The following is a 17,566-nucleotide window of genomic DNA, read 5'->3' as shown; positions in this document are numbered from 1 at the left end:
AGTATCTGAGAAGCTCAGCAACTAAGTAGCAACCTAACTATGAGTATAGAAATAGAAGATAAACTTTTAAAAATTCCTGTTGTAAGGAACATCGTGCGTTTCTCGCAGTCGATAAAGTTGCCGTGGCTTCATGGTTTGTCTTTATATGAATTATTAGAAATGTATATTGTAGGAATAATTGATGGTGCGGTTTCTTATCGAGCTACTGCAATTGCTTTCAGTTTTTTTATGGCGCTATTTCCGTTTGCATTATTTATTCTGAATTTAATTCCGTACATTCCAATTGCTGGTTTTCAGGATGACTTTCTTGGATTTGTCCAGCAAAGTGTTCCGCCAACAACTTACGAGGCTATTTTTAAAATCATCAATGATATTCTTCATAACAGTAACTCGGGATTGATTTCCACTGGTTTTTTTATGGCAATTTTCTTAATGGCAAATGGCGTAAATGCCGTTCTTGGAGGTTTTGAAAATTCACGTCATATTGTTCACAAACGACGCTTTTTTAGGCAATATTTTATTTCTGTGGCGTTATCTATTATATTATCGCTGATATTGATAATTACTGTGGCGGCAATAATTATTTTTGAAGTTTTGATACAAAAAACCAAAATTCAAGATGTGCTGTCGGACAGAATACATTTAATAGAATACGGTAGATACGCGTTTGTAATCGCAATGATTTTAGTCACAACATCACTTTTATTTCGATACGGAATCAAGCAGCAACGAAAAATAGCATTTATTTCAATCGGATCGGTTTTCACTACTGTTTTAATTATTATTTCGTCTTATTTCTTTGGAATTTGGGTGGTTAAATTCTCCAAATACAACGAGCTTTACGGTTCTATCGGAACGCTGTTAGTAGTAATGTTTTACATTTGGATTAACTCGATGATATTATTATTAGGATTTGATTTAAATGCAACAATTAATAAAATTAAGTTGATAGAAATTCAAAAAGACACCAAAAACAGACAAGAAAATGAATAGTAAATTTATTATAGGATTAGTTTTGTTTTTTCAAATTTCGTTTTCACAAACGGTAATTGGACGTTGGAAGACTGTAGATGATGAAACCGGTAAAGAAAAAGGAATTGTTGAAATCTATGAAAAAAACGGCAAGGTTTACGGCAAAATTTTAGAAATTCTTGAAGATGAACACCGTCATAAAAAATGTACCTTGTGCGAAGGCGAAGATAAAAACAAACCCATTTTAGGATTGACTTTTATAAAAGGTTTGAAAAAAGATGGTGAAGAATACAATGGAGGAAAGGTTTTAGATCCTAAAAACGGAAAATTGTATAAATGCTACATCACCTTAGTAAATAAAGATAAACTGAAAGTTCGTGGTTACATTGGCGTTTCTTTATTTGGAAGAACACAGTATTGGTATAGAGTAAAGTAAATAGTTGAAAACCTGTATTAATTTTTTTTGAATCTAAACTTTCAACTTGAACAAAAAAATGCATTTTATAGAAGTTATTTTGCCGCTTTCATTACCTAAAACTTTTACCTATTTGGTTTCTGAAGCGGAATACAATTACATTCAAAACGGAATGCGAGTTGCTGTACCTTTTGGTAAAAGTAAAATTTATACTGGATTGGTTTTAGATAAACATCAAAATCCGCCAGCTTTATACGATGCCAAAGAAATCCATCAAATATTAGATGAAAAACCGGTTGTAAATGAGTTTCAGTTGCAACACTGGCAATGGATTTCGTCGTATTATATGTGTTCCATCGGCGAGGTTTTTCGTGGTGCATTGCCATCTGCTTTTTTGCTTGAAACCGAAACGATAATTTCTCAGAAAAAAGATTCGGATGTTGTGGTTTCCGAATTATCGGATGATGAATATTTGATAGTGGATGCGTTGCAACAACAAAGTTCATTGAAAGTTCAGGATATAATGTCGATTCTGAATAAGAAAAATATTTTTCCAATAGTTCAGAAATTAATCAACAAAGGTCTTATTTTATTAAATGAGGAACTAGTTGAAGAATACAAGCCCAAACTTATTAGATACATTCGTTTGCAAGAAGATTATTCTTCTAACGAAAGTTTGATGCAGCTTTTGGAAGTTATGAAAGCCAATAAACAAAAGGATTTATTGATGCATTATTTTCAGTTGAATGCACAAGAAAAGAAACCGATTTCGGTTAAGCAATTAATAGAGAAATCACAATCGTCTAGCGCAATCGTAAAGGCGTTAATTGATAAAAAAATATTTGAAGAATATTATATTCAGGAAGATCGTGTAAATTTTGACAAAAATAAAACTGATAATTTACTTGTTTTAAGTGATGCTCAAAATTTGGCGTATGAAAATATTAAAATCAATTTTGAATCGAAAGAGGTGTGTTTGCTTCACGGCGTAACATCATCTGGTAAAACAGAAATTTATATTAAACTTATTGAAGAGCAAATAAATAACGGCAAACAGGTTTTGTATTTGCTTCCCGAAATTGCTTTAACAACACAACTCGTTTCTAGACTGACACGGTATTTTGGAAATCAAGTTGCCGTTTTCCATTCTAAGTATTCTAATAATGAACGGGTAGAAGTGTGGCAACAAGTTTTAGAGCATTCTGAAAAAGCTAAAATTGTAATTGGAGCGCGATCGGCATTATTCCTTCCATTCTCTAATTTAGGATTGATAATTGTTGACGAAGAGCACGAGCAAACCTTTAAACAGCAAGATCCAGCGCCAAGATATCACGCCAGAGATGCAGCAATTGTGTTGGCAAATTCTCATAAATCTACACAAGCCACGGGCGAACTGAGCAGAGCTAAAGTACTATTAGGTTCGGCAACACCGAGTATTGAAACTTATTTTAATGCGCAATCTGGAAAGTTTGGATTGGTAGAATTGTTTGAACGTTTCGGAAAAGCGCAATTACCACTCGTCGAATTGGTAGATTTGAAAGAAAGTTATTTTAAGAAACGAATGAAAGGTCATTTTTCTTTAGCGCTAGTTGATGCCATAACCGAATCGTTAGCTCTTGGTGAACAAATTATTTTGTTTCAAAACCGTCGTGGATTTTCGCCAGTTTTAGAATGTATGACGTGTGGTCATGTACCGCAATGTCAGCAATGTGATGTGAGTTTGACGTATCATAAATTTAAAAATCAGTTGCGTTGCCACTATTGTGGGTATGCAATTGCCAAACCTACTAATTGTCATTCTTGTTCGAGTATCGATATTTCTACCAAAGGATTTGGTACAGAGCAAATAGAATTGGAATTGGCAGAATTATTTCCAACAAAAAACATCAAGCGTATGGATCAAGATACCACGCGCGGTAAATATAGTTTTGAAAAACTAATTGATAGTTTCAAAAACAGAGAAATTGATATTTTGGTTGGAACTCAAATGTTGGCTAAAGGTTTGGATTTTGATAACGTTTCGTTAGTTGGCATTATGAATGCTGATAATATGTTGTATCATCCCGATTTTAGAGCTTTTGAGCGTAGTTTTCAAATGATGACACAAGTTGCAGGACGCGCAGGAAGGTCGGATAAAATAGGAAAAGTAATTATTCAAACTTATAATCCTAATCATAATGTTATTCAGCAAGTAACTAATAATGATTATCTGGGAATGTATAAAGAGCAATTGTATGAACGACAGATTTACAAATATCCACCTTATTTTCGTTTGATCAAACTGACCTTAAAGCATCGGGATTTTGAGAAGTTGAAAGAAGGTTCGATGTGGTTGTACCAAGTATTTCAACAAAATTTGCAACTACCTGTTTTAGGACCTGAAGAACCTGGAATTAATCGTATTAGAAATGAATACATTAAAACTATTATGATTAAAATTCCGCAAAATCAGCCGTTGGCAAGCACAAAAAAAACTATCCAGAAAATTCTAAATAGTTTTGAGGTTATTGCGCAATATCGATCAATTAAAGTAACTGCCAATATTGATTTTTATTAATTTCGATTAAGCAATTGCAAGCGCTTTAATCAAATCTTCTTTTTTGTTTCTGCTTAACGGAATTTTGGTAATCCCAATTTCGGCAAATTTACTGTTGAAACGTTCTACTTTATCAATGTTTATAATGTAGGATTTATGAACTCTAATGAATTTATCTCTCGATAAATCTTTCTCGAACGATTTCATGGTAGATAAAACAAGATTGGTGTCTTCTTCGGTAACTACTTTTACATAATCGCCATACGCTTCAATCCATTTAATTTTGTTTGTAAAAACTTTAAGTTTCTTCAAATTACTTTTGATAAAGATATGCTCACCTTCTTCTTCATGATTTTCGCGTTTCATCATATGAAAATCCAACGCTCTTTTTACAGAAGCATTAAAACGCTCTAAAACAATAGGTTTTTGAAGGTAATCTGTAGCATCGTAATCAAATGCTTTTAGTGCATATTCTGCTTTTGAGGTAATAAAAATTACTTGAGGTTTAATTTTTAAACCATCAATAAAATCAAAACCACTAATAACCGGCATTTCAACATCAAGGAAAATTAAATCCACTGTGTGAACTGTCATGCAATTTTTTGCTTCAATTGCATTAGAAAAATCACCAACTAAATGTAAATTTGGATGATTATTTACTAACTTTGCAATGACCATTCGCTGAAGCGAACTGTCATCAACAACTACACAATTTAGTTTCATAATAATATTGTATTATAGATTTGGAATTACAAATATACACTTTTTTTTGATAAAAATAACTTTCATCGATGTTTTTTGCTTTTTAGCAGTATTTTTTTGCATTTAGGCGATTTTTTTCTTTTTGTAGTTGTTTTAGAAAATAAAAAATGTACTTTTGCACCCAATTTTATAATTTAAACATATTAATATGAATCATTACGAAACTGTTTTCATTTTAAATCCCGTTTTATCTGAAGTTCAGGTAAAGGAAACAGTAAGCAAATTTGAAGATTTTCTTACTACTAGAGGAGCAAAAATGGTATCTAAAGAGGATTGGGGCTTAAAAAAATTAGCTTACGAAATCCAAAACAAAAAAAGTGGTTTTTACCATTTATTTGAATTCAACGTAACTCCAGAAGTTTTAATTGCTTTCGAAACTGAATTTAGACGTGACGAACGTGTTATGCGTTTCTTAACTGTTAGTTTAGACAAACACGCAATTTCATGGGCAGAAAGAAGAAGAGAAAAACTTAAAGTAGCAAAATCTTAATTATGGCAACATTACAACAATCAGCTTCAGGAAAAAAAGACGGAGATATTAGATATTTAACGCCTTTGAACATAGAAACTAACAAAACTAAAAAGTATTGTCGTTTCAAAAAATCTGGAATCAAATACATCGATTATAAAGATGCTGATTTCTTATTGAAATTCGTTAACGAGCAAGGTAAAATTTTACCAAGACGTTTAACAGGAACTTCGTTAAAATACCAAAGAAAAGTGTCAGTAGCTGTGAAAAGAGCAAGACATTTAGCTTTAATGCCATACGTGGCCGATTTATTAAAATAATTTTTAAACAAGCAGTTGTTGGTTTTCCAATAAAGGAAACCTAACTTCTATAATAAGGACAACAACATGGAACTTATATTAAAACAAGACGTTCAAAACGTAGGATTTAAAGATGATATCGTATCAGTAAAAGCTGGATACGGTCGTAACTATTTAATTCCTCAAGGTTTTGCAACATTGGCTACACCTTCTGCAAAGAAAGTATTGGCTGAAAACTTAAAACAAAGAGCACACAAAGAAGCTAAAGTTGTAAATGACGCTAAAGAATTGGCTGAAAAACTTAAAGCAATTGAAATTAAAATTTCTTCTAAAGCAGGTGGTGAAAAATTATTTGGTTCAGTTACCAATATTGATATCGCTGCAGCATTAGAAAAAGGTGGGCAATCTGTTGACAGAAAATTCATTACTAGTGGCGTTGTAAAACGTACTGGAAAATATACTGCATCTGTAAGATTACACAGAGATGTAGTGGTTGAATTACCTTACGAAATTGTAGCTGAAGTTTAATATTTCACTATATAGTATATAAATCCCGATGAAAGTCGGGATTTTTTTATGTTCTAAAAACTTCAATATTCAATATTCCAAGTTGAATATTCTAAGTTTAAAATTTTAAATTAAAAATGTTGAATATTCAACTTGGAATGTTCAATTCAGAAATACAATATATGAAATACAAAAGACTTACCAAAGAACAATTTGAAGCTTTACATCAAGAATTTGCCAACTTCTTGGCGTCACAAGCTATTGATAAAAAAGAATGGGACGAGATTAAATGTAACAAGCCCGAAGTTGCTGAACAGGAATTGGACGTTTTCTCTGACTTGGTTTGGCAAGGAGTTTTAAAAAGCGCTCAGTTTTTAGAGCACTTTTCTAAAAATCATATTTTTCTTTTTCATTGTCAAGAAGTACAGTTACGTTCTATTATTTTGAAATCGTTGGATACAAATGTAGATTTTCTTAATAAAGATGGTTTACAATGGTTGAGCGATAACATTTTTACCGATAGTGTAGAAATAGTAGTAGGAAAAAAAGACTATAATGAGGAACGTGAAGAATCTATTTTTAAATTAATTAACGATGGTGCGATTTTAAGTGATGGACAATTGTACAATCAAATTAATGGAATTATTCAAAAATAAAACTACATTTTTTTAAAATAAAATAGCTAAATTGGTCTCAAATATTGTTTACTGATCTATTTTAATTTTATGGATATTCAAAAAATCATTCAGGATTTACGTGAGGAACTTAATCTACACAACCACAATTATTATGTGCTGGATTTACCAACGGTTTCCGATTTTGAGTTTGATTTAAAGCTTAAGCAACTTCAAGAATTAGAGGCCAAACATCCAGAATTTTTTGATGAAAATTCTCCTTCACAGCGTGTTGGTGGTGCAATTACTAAAAATTTTAATACAGTTGTTCATGAACATCGAATGTACTCCTTGGACAACTCGTATTCCAAAGAAGATTTACAGGATTGGGAAGTTAAAATTCAGAAAGTTTTAGGAAACGTAAACTTGCAATACACTTGCGAACTTAAGTATGATGGCGCATCAATTTCAATAACCTATGAAAACGGAAAGTTACTACGTGCAGTTACTCGTGGTGATGGTTTTCAAGGTGATGATGTGACGAGTAATATCAAGACTATTAAGTCAATTCCGTTACAATTAAAAGGCAATTTTCCTACGAAATTTGATATTCGCGGTGAAATAATTTTGCCATTTGACGGTTTTGAAAAAATGAATCAGGATTTGATAGAAATTGGAGAAACTCCTTATTCAAATCCGAGAAATACGGCATCAGGAAGTTTAAAATTACAAGATAGTGCTGAAGTGGCAAAACGTCCGTTGGAATGTTTGTTATATTTTATTACAGGAAATAATCTTCCTTTTTCCACACAATTTGAAGGACTTGAATTGGCTCGAAAGTGGGGTTTTAAAGTTCCAAAAGAGTCTAGACTCGCTAATAATCTCGATGAAGTATTTGAATTTATAAATTACTGGGATGAACACCGTCACAATCTTCCTTATGAAACTGATGGAGTTGTGGTTAAGGTAAACGATTTTAATCATCAAGATGAATTAGGTTATACTGCAAAATCGCCACGTTGGGCAATTGCATATAAGTTTAAATCTGAACAAGTTACCACAATATTAAATTCTATTTCGTATCAGGTTGGACGTACAGGATCAATCACTCCAGTGGCTAATTTACAGCCGGTTCAACTAGCTGGAACTATTGTAAAACGTGCTTCGTTGCACAATGCCGATCAAATTGAAAAATTAGATATAAGAGTAGGCGATAGTGTTTTTGTAGAAAAAGGTGGTGAAATTATTCCTAAAATAATAGCAGTTGCCGAGCGTGGAAATCAAGCAGAACCTACTCAATATATTACACACTGTCCAGAATGCGCTACAGCATTGGTTCGAAAAGAGGGTGAAGCCAATCATTTTTGCCCTAATTTTTATGGTTGCCCACCGCAGATAATTGGTAGAATTCAGCATTTTATTTCACGTAAAGCGATGGATATAGACGGTCTTGGTGGCGAAACTGTAGCATTGCTTTTTAATAATGGTTTAGTAAAAGATTATGCCGATTTGTATGAATTGACGGTTGAAGATATTTTGCCGTTGGAACGAATGGCTCAAAAAAGTGCTGAAAATTTGGTAAAAGGTGTTGAGAATTCTAAAAACATTCCGTTTGAAAATGTATTGTTTGCTTTGGGTATTCGATATGTTGGTGAAACGGTTGCTAAAAAGTTGGCTAAACATTATAAAAATATCGATGCATTAGGTAAAGCTTCGTTATTGGATTTGGTTCTAGTTGACGAAATAGGAGAGCGTATTGCGCAGAGTGTCATTGAATTTTTCGAGAATGATGCCAACAAACTAATAATTGAAAGGCTTAAGAATTTTGGAGTTCAATTTGAAATTATTGAAAAGCATAATCCAAACGCGACCGATAAATTTGTTGGAAAAACATTTGTGGTTTCGGGCGTTTTTGAACAATTTTCTCGTGATGATTTAAAAAAATCTATTGAAGATAATGGTGGTAAAGTGGGAAGTTCGATTTCTAGCAAAACTGATTTTGTAGTTGCAGGAGAAAATATGGGTCCAGCCAAACTTGAAAAAGCGACGCAGCTTGGTATTCGAATTGTATCAGAAAATGAATTTATAACAATGATTAATGAGTAGTAGTAAAATTGGAATACTAGTTTTTTTCTCAGTCTGTACTTTAGCAATAATCGCAAATATTATTGGTGATGCTACATTGATGCTGCTATCAAAACCATTTATTATTCCGTCTATTTACTTTTACTATTTTGTAAAATCCAAGAAAATTTCGATTCTTTTTTCTGTACTGATGTTTGTTTGCTATGTTGGAGAATCAATTACCTTATTGGGTTTGAATCGCGAACTATATTTTATGTTAGTACCGTTTTTTATTAGTAATTGCATCTTAATTTATATAGTATTAAAAAATAAAGTAAATTTTAAATACAATTTATTGAATTCAGTATCACTTGCATTAACCGCTAGTTTGCTAACTTATTTGTGGTTTTCAATAATGGATTTATTGCAAGATTTGTCCATTGGACTTCGTTTTCAAATAGGAACTTTTGGTATTTCTATATTGCTTTTGGTTTTTGTAGTTGCCTATAAGTGCATCAACCGAATTACAATAGCAAACTTGTGTTTATTTATATATGTTATCTGTATTTTATTATCAGATATTTTTTACGTTATTTATACTTTTGAATTCAAGTTAGTTACATTTGATATTATTCATTTTTCGGTACAAATGGTTTCGTACTTTTTCTTGGTACACTACATTCTTGGTGAAGAAAAAAATCAATTAAGTAAAATGAATATATAATTACGTTACAATAATTGATTTACCATTGGCTACAATTTGTTTGTCGTTCGTTAAGTAAAAATCAATTCTACCTAAGTTTAATCCATAACAACCTACTTGGTTAATTAGAACCTCTTTTCCGTCAAGGTTTTTTTCAATTACAGGTTTGTCTAAAAAAGTGTGTGTGTGTCCACCAAGAATTAAATCAATATTTCTTGTTTTTTGGGCAAGCAAAATATCACAGATTTTGTTAGGATCTTCTTTGTATTTGAAACCAATGTGCGACAAGCAAATTACAATATCACATTTTTGTTCTTCTTTAAGTATTCTAGACATGTCGGTAGCTTTCTCAACCGGATCAAGATAAATTGTTTCTTTGTAATTTTTTTTATCAACCAATCCTTCCAATTCAATTCCTAGCCCAAAAATTCCAATCTTTACACCGTCTTTGACGATAATTTTGTAAGGTTTTACAATTCCGTCCAAAACGGTATTTTTAAAATCATAATTTGCTGAGACAAAATCGAATTTAGCATGAGGTAATTGTGCTAGAAAACCGTCGATACCGTTATCAAAATCATGATTTCCTAAGGTGGCAAGGTCGTATTGCATCATACTCATCAGTTTAAATTCCAATTCACCACCATAGTAATTAAAATACGGAGTTCCTTGAAAAATATCGCCTGCATCGAGTAACAGCACGTTCGGATTTTCTTTTCTAACGGCGTCAATTAAAGTTGCTCTTCTAGCTACACCACCCATATTTGGATTTCTCGGATGATCGACAGGAAATGGATCAATATAACTGTGAACATCGTTGGTATGAAGAATGGTAATGTGTTTAATGTCTTCTGTTTTTGCAAAACTACTAAGTGATAATCCTGATGCAAGTAAAGCTGTTGTTGCTGTAGTTTTTTGTATAAAGTCTCTTCTTTTCATGTTTTTATAACTTTAAAAGCTTAGTTTTCCTTAGTAATTCTGATGTCTTTATTGATTTTTAAAGTATCAACATCTTTGAAATAATCAATAACAATATTTCTAAGTTTGTAATCTAAGTCGAATTTTTGACTTCCTTTTTTAAAGAAATTCATATTATCGCCACCATTCGATAGATAATCTGAAGTTACTACATAATATATCTTATTGTTTTCTAATGGTTTTCCTTGAATCAAAATAGTCTTTACTTCATTATTTTTATCAATAGTGAAACTCATACCGGATAGTGGATGTGGTTTTTTTTCGGCTACAATATAATTTGCAATCTCTTTTATTTGTTCAGCTTCTAATGCAACTACAATTGCACTATTTTCAAAGGGCATTATTTCGAAAGCAGTTCGTGCCGTAACATCACCTTTTGGAATAATACTTCGTATTCCACCATGATTTAGTAAGCAAATATCAATTGTCTTTTTTTCTCTGGATGTAAAAATCTTGTTGCTTTTTTCTAATGTAATATCTGCTAAAAATGAGCCAATATTAGTTTGCCATTCACCTTTAGCTTTTTCTAATGTTTCAGGCGAATAGGCCAAAACTTCGCTTAAATCTTTGTCGATGTGTTCTCGGTAAGGTTTTATGAAATTTTCAATGGTAGTGTTCGTAGGTTGTTTCTCTGTAATGGATACTTTTGTCCCTTCAATTTTAGAAATAGTGTAGTTTTGTTTTCCACAAGAAACTAGCAGTATAAATGTTAATAATAAAACAAAATGTTTCGGTACAACGTTATAGTTTTTTAGATTTACCATCTGTAATGCAACTTATTTTAATTAAATTTGTCAACCAAGTAAAAGTACTATGTTTTTGAGTAAAATAAAGGATTTTTTGACAAAAAAAAATGTTAAGAAAAGGTTATCAAATGTAAATCATGTTGCTTCAACAAGTTCGATAAAAAAAATAGGAATAGTATTTGACGAAACCTATTTTTATGAAAAGGAAAGTCTTATAAAACAGTTGGTTTCAAATGGAATAAAAGAAGAAGCAATTTCTATTTTGGTATTTAAAAACACCATAAAGAAAAACGAAGTTATAGATTATCCAGCATTTAGTTTTAAAGATTTGAAATGGAATGCCTCATTTGAAACAGCAGTAGTTACTGATTTTATAAATCAAAATTTTGACATGCTGATAAGTTATTATGATACTGAAAAAGCTGCATTATTGTTAGTTACTCACCATTCGAAAGCCGATTTTAAAGTTGGTTTTTCATCTGTTGATAAACGACTGAACCATTTCATGATTGATACTAATGCCGAAAATTATAAAATCTTTACAGAAGAATTATTTAAATATTTAAAAATACTAAACAAACTTTAAACATGCAATCATTAATTGGAACTGGAGTTGCACTTGTAACACCATTCAAAACAGATTTTTCAGTTGATACTGACGCTCTTCGTCGAATTGTGAATTTTCAAATTGATAACGGAATAGATTATTTAGTAGTTCTTGGAACCACTGCCGAAAATGCTACGCTGTCTAAAGATGAAAAAGAACTTGTTATTGAAACAGTTGTAAAAGCCAATGATAAACGTTTGCCGCTAGTTTTAGGAATAGGAGGAAATAATACTCATGAAATTGTAGAAGAAATTAAAACTAGAGATTTATCTAGTTTTGAAGCCATATTGTCTGTTTCACCTTATTACAATAAACCAACTCAAGAAGGAATTTACCAACATTTTAAAGCGATTGCTCAAGCTTCAAAACTTCCAATAATACTTTATAATGTTCCAGGTAGAACCTCAAGTAATATGTTGCCTAGTACTGTAATTAGATTGGCTACTGATTTTAAAAATATTGTCGCTATAAAAGAAGCGGCAGGCGATATTGTGCAAGCTATGAAGCTCATTCATGGAACTCCAAAAGATTTTTTAGTAATTTCTGGTGACGACATGATTACTTTACCAATGATTTTAGCTGGTGGAAGCGGAGTGATTTCTGTAATTGGCGAAGGATTTCCAAGACAATTTTCAGATATGGTACGATTAGGATTACAGCGCAAGGTTGATGAAGCTTATAAATTACACTATTTATTAGCTGATGCTATTGACATGATTTTCGAACAGGGAAACCCGGCTGGTATCAAAGAAGTGCATAAAACATTGGGACTTTCAGAAAATACAGTGCGTTTACCGCTTGTTAATGTTGATGAAAATTTGGCAAATAAATTAGCTGATTTCACTAATAAATTGATGAATTAATCATTAAAATAAAACAAGTAAAAAAAATATTTTGTTGTAACTAATTATTAACTAATTTTGCAGTTGCTTTTTTAAAGACTTCGTGTCAATAAAAGTAGCCCACTTAAATAAAAAAATGAAGAAATTTTTTGCATTATTAACGGTTTTACTAGTGTTTTCGTCTTGTAACGAATACCAAAAGGCAATAAAGTCAGAAGATGTGGCTGTAAAATTTGACGTAGCTACAAAATTATACGAAAAAGGAAAATACGAAAAAGCAATTCGATTGTTTGAGCAGATTTCACCTGCCTACAAAGGAAAGCCTCAAGCAGAAAAAATGTTTTATATGTATTCTCAGGCTTTGTACAAAACCGAACAATATTATACTGCAGCCTATCAATTTGAAAGTTTTGCTTCGAGTTATCCAAAAAGTGAGAAATCAGAAGAAGCCTTCTTTTTGGGAGCCAAAAGTCACTCAAAGCTATCGCCAGTATACAGCATTGATCAAGTAGATACTTTCAAAGCTATTGATAAGTTACAAGAATTTATTGATCGATATCCAGAGTCTTCATATACTGCTGAAGCTAATGTTATCGCTAAAGAGTTAAGAAATAAGCTTGAGAAAAAAGTATTTGAAAACGCAAAGCAATACAATACTATTTCCGATTATAAGTCGGCTATAATTGCCTTAGATAATTTTGTTTCTGATTATCCTGGAACACCTTACAAAGAAGACGCTTTGTATTATAAATTTGATTCAGCCTACCTTTTAGCAATCAATAGCGTACCAGATAAAATGAAAGAAAGATTATTGAACGCCCAAAATGCGTATCAAGGATTGATTAAATTTAAAGCAGATACTAAATATAAAAAAGAAGTCGACCAAAAATTGGCTAAGATTGAGAACGATTTAAAACAATTTTCTAAATAATAAATCATGGATTTAAAAAAAACAAATGCTCCTGTAAATACAATAACTTATAATAAAACAGTTATTGAAGAACCGACCGGTAATGTTTACGAAGCAATTACTATAATGGCTAAAAGAGCAAACCAAATTAATTCTGAAATTAAAAAAGAATTAATTGATAAGTTAGAAGAGTTTGCTACTTATAACGATAGTTTAGAAGAAGTTTTTGAAAACAAAGAGCAAATCGAAGTATCTAAATTTTATGAAAAACTTCCAAAACCACACGCACTAGCGGTGCAAGAGTGGATGGATGGTAAGATTTACCACAGAGATACTAATAAATAATAGCTATTCAATGTCAGTTTTAAGCGGCAAAAAAGTAGTACTAGGAGTTTCTGGTGGAATTGCTGCATACAAAACAGCTTCGTTGGTACGACTTTTTATAAAAGCAGGTGCACATGTCCAAGTGATCATGACACCTGCTTCTAAGGATTTTGTAACTCCGTTAACATTATCTACTTTGTCTAAAAATCCGGTTCATTCCACATTTTACGATGAAAACGATGAAAATGCAGAATGGAATAATCACGTTGAACTTGGTCTGTGGGCAGATTTAATTGTAATTGCTCCGGCAACTGCAAATACGATGTCTAAAATGGTAAATGGTAATTGTGATAATCTCTTAATTGCAACTTATTTATCGGCAAAGTGTCCGGTGTATTTCGCTCCAGCAATGGATTTGGATATGTACAAACATCCTTCAACTCTTAACTCATTCAAAGCATTACAAGATTTTGGAAATCACATCATTCCAGCAGAATCTGGAGAGCTTGCGAGCGGACTTTCAGGCGAAGGAAGAATGGCTGAACCAGAAAATATTATTGCTTTTTTGGAAGCCGATGTAGAAAGTAAATTACCCTTAAAAGGAAAAAAAATACTAATTACTGCCGGTCCAACATACGAAGCAATAGATCCTGTGCGTTTTATAGGAAATCATTCGTCTGGTAAAATGGGTTTTGATATAGCAAATGCAGCAGCCAAAAATGGAGCAGAGGTAATTTTAATTTCTGGACCAAGCAATTTGACTATTTCAAATTCAAATATTACGTTGATTAGAGTTGTTTCAGCTCAAGATATGTATGATGCTTGTCATCTTCATTACAACAACGTTGATGTCGCAATTGCAGCAGCAGCGGTTGCTGATTACAGACCTAAAAATGTAAGCAATCAGAAAATAAAAAAGAACGATTGTGATTTTACTATTGAACTAGAAAAAACGAAAGATATTTTAGCTTCACTGGGAGCAATTAAAAAAAATCAGTTTTTGATTGGTTTTGCTTTAGAGACAGAAAATGAAATTGAGAATGCTAAGTTAAAAGTTCAGAAAAAAAACTTAGATTTGATAGTTTTAAATTCATTGCAAGATGAAGGCGCAGGTTTTGGTAAGCCTACAAACAAAATTACTTTCATTGATTCTAATTTTAATATTGAACCAATGGATTTGAAAAGTAAGGAAGAGGTTTCAAATGATATTCTTAACAAAGTAATACAACATTTTAATGCGTAGTTATTTAATTTTTATTCTATTTATTTGTTTCAATTCAGTTTTTGCTCAAGAACTTGAATGTAAGGTAACTGTTAATGCAGCAAAAGTTACCAATGTAAACAATCAGATATTTAAAAATTTAGAAACTTCGCTTAACGATTTAGTTAATAAAACGGCATGGACCGATTTGAAATTTAAAAATAGCGAGAAAATAAATTGCTCCATGTTTATTACGATAAACGAGTACAATTCTAATAATTTTAGCGCTTCAATTCAAGTACAATCGTCTCGACCGGGTTATAATTCCACTTTTTCAACACCGGTATTGAATGTAAATGATAAAGACTTCAACTTTAAGTATGTTGAATTTGAAAATTTAAATTACAATCCGAACGGATACGAATCTAATTTGGTTTCAGTTATCGCTTTTTACAGTACCTTAATTATTGGATTGGATTTAGAAACTTTTAAACTAAATGGCGGAGACGAAGTTTTTCAAATTACTCAAAACATTCTTAATGTAGCTGCTCAAGGCGGTTATAAAGGTTGGAGTCAAGCAGATGGAAATCAAAACCGTTATTTTATTATTACAGATATTTTGTCACCAAGTTTTAAATCCTATCGTGAGGCATTGTTTCAATATCATTTTAATGGAATTGATCAAATGGCTAATGATGTAAAAATAGCTAAGACTGGAATACTTGAATCATTAGATATGCTTACTGCTTTATACACAGTAAGACCCAATTCCTACTTATTACGAACTTTTTTTGATGCAAAATCAGATGAAATAGTTGCCATATTTTCAGGTGGTCCAGTTGTGCCAATTTCAAATCTAATTGATAATTTAAATCGAATTTCTCCTACCAATTCTAGTAAATGGTCTAAAATTAAATTATAATAGAATACATAAACTTAGGAAATGATTACATCTTTATCCATCGAAAATTTTGCATTAATTGAAAAATTATCTGTCGATTATTCCGATGGATTTTCTGTTATTACAGGCGAAACAGGTGCGGGAAAATCAATTCTTTTAGGAGCTTTAGGTTTGGTTTTAGGAAAACGTGCTGATCTTACTTCCTTAAAAAATAAAGAAGAAAAATGTGTGATTGAAGCACATTTTAATATTGAAAATTATAGTTTGAAATCTTTTTTTGATGCCAATGATTTGGATTATGAAAATGATACCATCATTCGTAGAGAAATTTTGCCTTCAGGTAAATCTAGAGCTTTTATAAACGATACTCCTGTAAATTTAGCAGAACTCCAATCTTTAAGCGATTTTTTATTAGATATTCACTCGCAACACCAAACGCATGAACTTTCTGAAGAAAAAATGCAATTTCAAATTATTGATGCAGTAGCATCAAATTTTGAATTAATTTCAGAATATTCATCAAAGTTAAAAGAATATAAAAAAGCAAATTCTGAACTAAAAGCCAAAAAAGAATTTCTTTCCACAGTTCTAAAAGAGCAAGATTACAATGCTTTTTTATTAGAAGAATTACTTTCTGCCAATTTGAAAGTCAACGATCAAGAAGAGCTAGAAAGCGAATTTGAAAAACTTAATAATGTTGAATTTATAAAAGAAAATCTAATTAAATCGTTAGCAATTGCAAATGATGAACAAATTGGCATTCTTGAAAATTTAAAAGAAATCAAAAATTCTATTCAAAAAATAGCTAGTTTTTCGCCTGATTATCAACAAATATCCGAACGAATTTCGAGTGTTTTAATTGAGTTTGATGATATCGAAAAAGAGTTAAATCAATTATCAGAGACTATTTTCAGTAATCCAGAAGCTTTAGAAGCGGCAAATCAAAAACTGCAATTGATTTATTCGTTGCAAAAAAAGCATCAGGTGACCACAGTTTCCGAATTATTGGAAATACAGAATGAGTTGGATTCTAAAGCAGTATCGGTAGTTACATTAGAATCTGAAATTGAAAAGCTACAAACCTCAATTTCACAAATAGAGGAAGAACTTAATAATTTAGCTATAAATATTAGGTCAAAACGGATTGATGCAATTCCTATTTTAGTGTCAAAACTAACTGATATTTTGAAACTGTTAGGAATGGAAAATGCACGATTTGATATTCAAATTTTGCCAAGTGAAGATTTTTTTGCGAATGGAAAAGACGAACTTCAATTTTTATTTTCTGCCAATAAGGGTTCAAGTTTTGGATTGCTTAAAAGAGTGGCTTCAGGTGGAGAAATGTCTAGAATTATGTTGGCAGTAAAAGCAGTTTTGTCACAATATTCAATGTTGCCGACTATAATTTTTGACGAAATTGATACTGGGGTTTCAGGTGAAATTGCTCATAAAATGGGTGAAATAATGAAACAAATGAGTCTCAATATGCAAGTTTTTGCAATTACCCATTTACCGCAAATAGCAGGAAAAGGAAAATCACATTTTAAAGTCTTTAAAACAGTAACAGATAATCAGACACAGTCAGAATTAAAACTGCTATCACCACAAGAACGCATCATCGAAATTGCACAAATGCTTTCTGGATCAAATGTTTCTGATTCGGCTTTAATTCATGCCAAGGAATTGCTGAACTAAAAAATACAAGTATATTTGTAT

The 17,566-nt window shown here is 31.6% G+C and carries 19 protein-coding genes; 16 read left to right on the top strand and 3 right to left on the bottom strand.

The window, feature by feature from the left end; genetic code table 11:
• The first annotated feature begins 39 nt into the window (after positions 1-39).
• From ACZ098_RS00495 to priA, 3 genes are read left to right on the top strand one after another with little or no spacing between them, the layout of a single operon-like run.
• Positions 40-993, top strand: a complete 954-nt coding sequence (locus ACZ098_RS00495) for a YihY/virulence factor BrkB family protein (RefSeq protein WP_487309768.1) — start codon at positions 40-42, stop codon at positions 991-993.
• Positions 986-1,408, top strand: a complete 423-nt coding sequence (locus ACZ098_RS00490; RefSeq protein WP_487309767.1) for a DUF2147 domain-containing protein — start codon at positions 986-988, stop codon at positions 1,406-1,408. The genes ACZ098_RS00495 and ACZ098_RS00490 overlap by 8 nt, the downstream gene beginning before the upstream one ends.
• Before the next feature lie 58 nt (positions 1,409-1,466).
• Positions 1,467-3,944, top strand: a complete 2,478-nt coding sequence (priA, locus tag ACZ098_RS00485; RefSeq protein WP_487309766.1) for a replication restart helicase PriA — start codon at positions 1,467-1,469, stop codon at positions 3,942-3,944.
• A gap of 6 nt (positions 3,945-3,950) precedes the next feature.
• Here the strand turns inward: priA and ACZ098_RS00480 are convergent, their stop codons facing one another.
• Positions 3,951-4,646, bottom strand: a complete 696-nt coding sequence (locus ACZ098_RS00480; protein ID WP_487309765.1) for a LytR/AlgR family response regulator transcription factor — start codon at positions 4,644-4,646, stop codon at positions 3,951-3,953.
• Positions 4,647-4,833: 187 nt separating this feature from the next.
• Here ACZ098_RS00480 and rpsF point away from each other — a divergent pair, with 187 nt between their 5' ends.
• The 6 genes from rpsF to ACZ098_RS00450 all read left to right on the top strand — a co-directional run bounded on the left by rpsF (position 4,834) and on the right by ACZ098_RS00450 (position 9,362).
• The gene (rpsF, locus tag ACZ098_RS00475) at positions 4,834-5,175 is read left to right on the top strand and encodes a 30S ribosomal protein S6 (protein ID WP_487309764.1); all 342 of its coding nucleotides are present in this window, start codon (positions 4,834-4,836) and stop codon (positions 5,173-5,175) included.
• A gap of 2 nt (positions 5,176-5,177) precedes the next feature.
• The gene (gene rpsR, locus ACZ098_RS00470) at positions 5,178-5,474 is read left to right on the top strand and encodes a 30S ribosomal protein S18 (protein WP_007138295.1); all 297 of its coding nucleotides are present in this window, start codon (positions 5,178-5,180) and stop codon (positions 5,472-5,474) included.
• A gap of 66 nt (positions 5,475-5,540) precedes the next feature.
• A complete protein-coding gene (rplI, locus tag ACZ098_RS00465) occupies positions 5,541-5,981 on the top strand; it encodes a 50S ribosomal protein L9 (protein WP_487309763.1) in 441 nt (146 codons plus the stop codon).
• A 161-nt stretch (positions 5,982-6,142) separates the two neighbouring features.
• The gene (locus ACZ098_RS00460; protein WP_487310519.1) at positions 6,143-6,616 is read left to right on the top strand and encodes a DUF6495 family protein; all 474 of its coding nucleotides are present in this window, start codon (positions 6,143-6,145) and stop codon (positions 6,614-6,616) included.
• 69 nt (positions 6,617-6,685) lie between these two features.
• Complete coding sequence (ligA, locus tag ACZ098_RS00455) at positions 6,686-8,680, top strand: NAD-dependent DNA ligase LigA (protein WP_487309762.1); 1,995 nt, start codon at positions 6,686-6,688, stop codon at positions 8,678-8,680.
• Entirely contained in the window at positions 8,673-9,362 is a 690-nt protein-coding gene (locus ACZ098_RS00450; RefSeq protein ID WP_487309761.1) for a hypothetical protein, read from the top strand. The genes ligA and ACZ098_RS00450 overlap by 8 nt, the downstream gene beginning before the upstream one ends.
• Here ACZ098_RS00450 and ACZ098_RS00445 read toward each other — a convergent pair whose 3' ends face one another.
• Together ACZ098_RS00445 and ACZ098_RS00440 are read right to left on the bottom strand one after the other, a co-directional pair.
• Positions 9,363-10,280, bottom strand: coding sequence for a bifunctional metallophosphatase/5'-nucleotidase (locus ACZ098_RS00445; protein WP_487309760.1), 918 nt, complete (start codon positions 10,278-10,280; stop codon positions 9,363-9,365).
• Between the two features lie 20 nt (positions 10,281-10,300).
• A complete protein-coding gene (locus ACZ098_RS00440) occupies positions 10,301-11,083 on the bottom strand; it encodes a 5'-nucleotidase C-terminal domain-containing protein (protein WP_487309759.1) in 783 nt (260 codons plus the stop codon).
• Between the two features lie 76 nt (positions 11,084-11,159).
• Between ACZ098_RS00440 and ACZ098_RS00435 the strand changes: the two genes are divergently transcribed.
• The 7 genes from ACZ098_RS00435 (at position 11,160) to recN (ending at position 17,545) form a co-directional block, all read left to right on the top strand.
• Positions 11,160-11,651, top strand: a complete 492-nt coding sequence (locus ACZ098_RS00435; protein ID WP_487309758.1) for a DUF6913 domain-containing protein — start codon at positions 11,160-11,162, stop codon at positions 11,649-11,651.
• 2 nt (positions 11,652-11,653) lie between these two features.
• Positions 11,654-12,535 (top strand): 4-hydroxy-tetrahydrodipicolinate synthase, encoded by an 882-nt coding sequence (dapA, locus tag ACZ098_RS00430; RefSeq protein ID WP_487309757.1) that lies wholly within the window; start codon positions 11,654-11,656, stop codon positions 12,533-12,535.
• 115 nt (positions 12,536-12,650) lie between these two features.
• The gene (locus ACZ098_RS00425) at positions 12,651-13,445 is read left to right on the top strand and encodes an outer membrane protein assembly factor BamD (protein WP_487309756.1); all 795 of its coding nucleotides are present in this window, start codon (positions 12,651-12,653) and stop codon (positions 13,443-13,445) included.
• 6 nt (positions 13,446-13,451) lie between these two features.
• Positions 13,452-13,769 (top strand): DNA-directed RNA polymerase subunit omega, encoded by a 318-nt coding sequence (locus ACZ098_RS00420; protein WP_487309755.1) that lies wholly within the window; start codon positions 13,452-13,454, stop codon positions 13,767-13,769.
• A 10-nt stretch (positions 13,770-13,779) separates the two neighbouring features.
• Positions 13,780-14,991, top strand: coding sequence for a bifunctional phosphopantothenoylcysteine decarboxylase/phosphopantothenate--cysteine ligase CoaBC (gene coaBC / locus ACZ098_RS00415; RefSeq protein ID WP_487309754.1), 1,212 nt, complete (start codon positions 13,780-13,782; stop codon positions 14,989-14,991).
• A complete protein-coding gene (gene porD / locus ACZ098_RS00410; protein WP_487309753.1) occupies positions 14,984-15,871 on the top strand; it encodes a type IX secretion system protein PorD in 888 nt (295 codons plus the stop codon). Before coaBC ends, porD begins: the two co-directional genes overlap by 8 nt.
• 21 nt (positions 15,872-15,892) lie before the next feature.
• The gene (gene recN, locus ACZ098_RS00405) at positions 15,893-17,545 is read left to right on the top strand and encodes a DNA repair protein RecN (RefSeq protein WP_487309752.1); all 1,653 of its coding nucleotides are present in this window, start codon (positions 15,893-15,895) and stop codon (positions 17,543-17,545) included.
• Positions 17,546-17,566 lie beyond the last annotated feature (21 nt).

This window comes from Flavobacterium sp. SP2 (assembly GCF_057626655.1).
This window is presented reverse-complemented; position numbering and strand designations above follow the sequence as displayed.

Bases quoted from the DNA above. Each gene is read 5' to 3' on its own strand.
- ACZ098_RS00450 (WP_487309761.1), top strand. From the start codon at position 8,673: ATGAGTAGTAGTAAAATTGGAATACTAGTTTTTTTCTCAGTCTGTACT.
- recN (WP_487309752.1), top strand. From the start codon at position 15,893: ATGATTACATCTTTATCCATCGAAAATTTTGCATTAATTGAAAAATTA.
- ACZ098_RS00420 (WP_487309755.1), top strand. From the start codon at position 13,452: ATGGATTTAAAAAAAACAAATGCTCCTGTAAATACAATAACTTATAAT.
- ligA (WP_487309762.1), top strand. From the start codon at position 6,686: ATGGATATTCAAAAAATCATTCAGGATTTACGTGAGGAACTTAATCTA.
- ACZ098_RS00445 (WP_487309760.1), bottom strand. From the start codon at position 10,280: ATGAAAAGAAGAGACTTTATACAAAAAACTACAGCAACAACAGCTTTA.
- rplI (WP_487309763.1), top strand. From the start codon at position 5,541: ATGGAACTTATATTAAAACAAGACGTTCAAAACGTAGGATTTAAAGAT.
- priA (WP_487309766.1), top strand. From the start codon at position 1,467: ATGCATTTTATAGAAGTTATTTTGCCGCTTTCATTACCTAAAACTTTT.
- dapA (WP_487309757.1), top strand. From the start codon at position 11,654: ATGCAATCATTAATTGGAACTGGAGTTGCACTTGTAACACCATTCAAA.
- ACZ098_RS00480 (WP_487309765.1), bottom strand. From the start codon at position 4,646: ATGAAACTAAATTGTGTAGTTGTTGATGACAGTTCGCTTCAGCGAATG.
- ACZ098_RS00425 (WP_487309756.1), top strand. From the start codon at position 12,651: ATGAAGAAATTTTTTGCATTATTAACGGTTTTACTAGTGTTTTCGTCT.
- porD (WP_487309753.1), top strand. From the start codon at position 14,984: ATGCGTAGTTATTTAATTTTTATTCTATTTATTTGTTTCAATTCAGTT.
- ACZ098_RS00495 (WP_487309768.1), top strand. From the start codon at position 40: ATGAGTATAGAAATAGAAGATAAACTTTTAAAAATTCCTGTTGTAAGG.
- ACZ098_RS00460 (WP_487310519.1), top strand. From the start codon at position 6,143: ATGAAATACAAAAGACTTACCAAAGAACAATTTGAAGCTTTACATCAA.
- rpsF (WP_487309764.1), top strand. From the start codon at position 4,834: ATGAATCATTACGAAACTGTTTTCATTTTAAATCCCGTTTTATCTGAA.
- coaBC (WP_487309754.1), top strand. From the start codon at position 13,780: ATGTCAGTTTTAAGCGGCAAAAAAGTAGTACTAGGAGTTTCTGGTGGA.
- ACZ098_RS00440 (WP_487309759.1), bottom strand. From the start codon at position 11,083: ATGGTAAATCTAAAAAACTATAACGTTGTACCGAAACATTTTGTTTTA.
- rpsR (WP_007138295.1), top strand. From the start codon at position 5,178: ATGGCAACATTACAACAATCAGCTTCAGGAAAAAAAGACGGAGATATT.
- ACZ098_RS00490 (WP_487309767.1), top strand. From the start codon at position 986: ATGAATAGTAAATTTATTATAGGATTAGTTTTGTTTTTTCAAATTTCG.